General features: G+C 65.1%; 2 protein-coding genes. Both read left to right on the forward strand.

All coding sequences use genetic code 11. The features are described 5' to 3' along the window. On the forward strand, window positions 1-285 hold a 285-nt coding region (locus AC16XC_RS02935; RefSeq protein WP_484033143.1), incomplete at its 5' end, for a DUF1330 domain-containing protein. Between the two features lie 67 nt (window positions 286-352). Continuing rightward, window positions 353-1,503 (forward strand): caspase family protein (locus tag AC16XC_RS02940; protein WP_484033144.1); only part of this gene is annotated, 1,151 nt, incomplete at its 3' end.

Here is a 1,503-nt window from a genome sequence, read left to right on the forward strand (position 1 = left end):
ATTATCGCCAAGTACAACGTCACCAACCCCGAAGGTTTCGCCGCCTATGGCGCAGCCGTGAGGCCGACCTTTGCCGGACACGAGGTCGAGTTCGTGGCGGTCGACAATGCCAGCGAGACGCTCGAAGGCTCGCCGCCCCGGACCACCGTGGTGCTCAAATTCCCGTCCAAGGAAGCCGCGCTGGGCTGGTACAACTCGCCCGAATACCAGGCGATCAGGCACCACCGGACCGACAATTCCGAAGGCGACATGGTGCTGGTCGAGGGCTTCGCTCCCCCCGCCTGACCCAATTCCTTTGCCAGCGTTGCCTGCACTGCGCTAACCTGCCCGGATTGGCGGGAGTTCTGGATTGGTGGAAGCAGGCAGCGGACCTTTAGGCGCGACGGACAGGCTCAAGCGCCTGGCCGTTCCGCTCGTCTTCGCCGTGCTCCTCGCCGCGACCAATCTCGGCTGGTATCTCTATATCTCCCGCCCGGTGAGCGATGAAGAGCAGGAAATCCAGGCACTGTTCGATGCCACGGCGGAGGCCTCGGAAAAGGTCGCATTGCTGATCGGCAACAGCGCCTATGAGGCCGAGCCCGGGCGGAGCCTCAACTGGCCCTCGCTCGGCAATCCCGAAAACGATGTCGCGCTGGTCAAGCAGGCGCTCGAGAAGATCGGCTTCAAGGTCCAGCTGGTGTCGGACGCCAATTGGGCCGCGATGCAAGCGGCGATCGGCACTTTCTCGCGCGTCGCTTCGGGCGCGGACGTCGCGCTGTTCTACTATGCCGGGCACGGCTTCGAATTCGACCGCCGCAATTACCTGGTGCCGACCGACGCACCGGTCGAAGTCACCGCCAGCCAGCTGCCCTATCGCTTCATCGATTTCGAGACCGCGGCCAACGCCGTGAGCAACGCCGGGACCACGGTGTTCATGCTCGATGCCTGCCGCAATGACGGGCCATCGGTCACGGTCACCGCAAGCGAGATCGAGACCGGGCTCAAGGCGCATGTGATGTCGGATTACGATTTCCCGCCCGGGGCCAAGGTCGCGGTGCTCTATTCCACGGCGCGCGGGGTGCCGGCGAAGGACGGCGTCCCGCCCGACCGCAACTACAGCCCCTTCGCCCACGAGGTTGCCCGCAACATCACTATCCCGCGGGTCGAACTGACCCATGTTTTCAACGCGATTCGCAAGGGCGTCTATGACCGGACGCGGCGCTTCACCCCGCCCCAGGCGCCCTATACCTACAATTCGCTCGACCCCGATTTCTTCCTCGCCGACCGGGTGGTTGCGCCGGGCAGCAGGCGGAGCGCAAGCCAGGCGGGCGGCGGTGCCTCGACCGATCGCGGGCTGGGCGAGTTGAAGCCGCTCGAAATCGATCCCGAACGGCTGGCGACGACCGACGAGACGGTGCTGGCGGTGCAGGTGCTGGCCGAGCATCCGGTCGAGGAACTCGAAGCCCTGGCCGAACGCGGCGACCCGCTGGCGACTTACCTGCTCGGTTACATGTATGCCTATGG

The sequence above is a fragment of the Candidatus Andeanibacterium sp. genome, from assembly GCF_057143545.1.